Genomic DNA, 698 nt, shown 5'->3' with positions numbered 1-698 from the left:
GTACATTTAAAGGTAATGCCTCAATGCCTGCTGGAAGTTTAATCCCGACGGTAACCCACTCCGTATCAGCTGGGGGAGACAGTGTTTTATTTTTATCACTACGAGGTGCACAGCCTTGGATCATAATGATGATAGACAGTAAGAGAAAACATTTATAAACGCTCCATCTCTTCTCTTGCCTTATATTTAAAAGAAATAATTTCAAATAATCTCCTCGGTTGGGATTGAATTTTTTATTCAATTAAGACTCTTTAATTTATTATAATTTAGTCCCCAATATTTTGATTTTTCTATCGTGCCATCTGAATAATAAATAATAATATCTTTTTCTCGCTCTTTAGGCATGTCAACCTTCGTGATATTATCTTTATGATAGGTAGGAATGAATAGTATGTTTCTTTCATTATGGACTAATGTGTATTGAGTACCATCCCATTTATTAAACAAATTTATTTTTTTTTCATTTAATACTTTATTATTAATAAATACCGGATAGTAATTCAGTTCTATTTTTTCATCCTGTATTAAATTTCTTATAATTTCTCCTTCGTTATCATTATGATTATTAAAGATTAAAATAATTTTATGTGATGGTATTGTTTCAAAATCACTATACGTATTCAGTGTTTTTTTGTAAATGATTGACATCCAAACTTCACTCAATTGCCATCGGCATGAGCCTCCTCCATTAAGGGCAA

Annotated in this window: 1 protein-coding gene and 1 pseudogene; both read right to left on the bottom strand. The window is 30.4% G+C overall.

All coding sequences use genetic code 11. The features are described 5' to 3' along the window. A pseudogene (locus tag DK861_RS02785) lies at positions 1 to 205 on the bottom strand (hypothetical protein); the annotation flags it as partial. A gap of 32 nt (positions 206 to 237) precedes the next feature. Next, the coding region (locus tag DK861_RS02780) for a hypothetical protein (protein WP_162556757.1) at positions 238 to 698 on the bottom strand (461 nt) is incomplete at its 5' end.

The organism is Proteus sp. TJ1640 (assembly GCF_003144445.1).
Lineage (GTDB): Bacteria > Pseudomonadota > Gammaproteobacteria > Enterobacterales > Enterobacteriaceae > Proteus > Proteus penneri.
The sequence above is the reverse complement of the archived record's forward strand: the minus strand, read 5'-3'. Positions and strand labels throughout refer to the sequence as shown.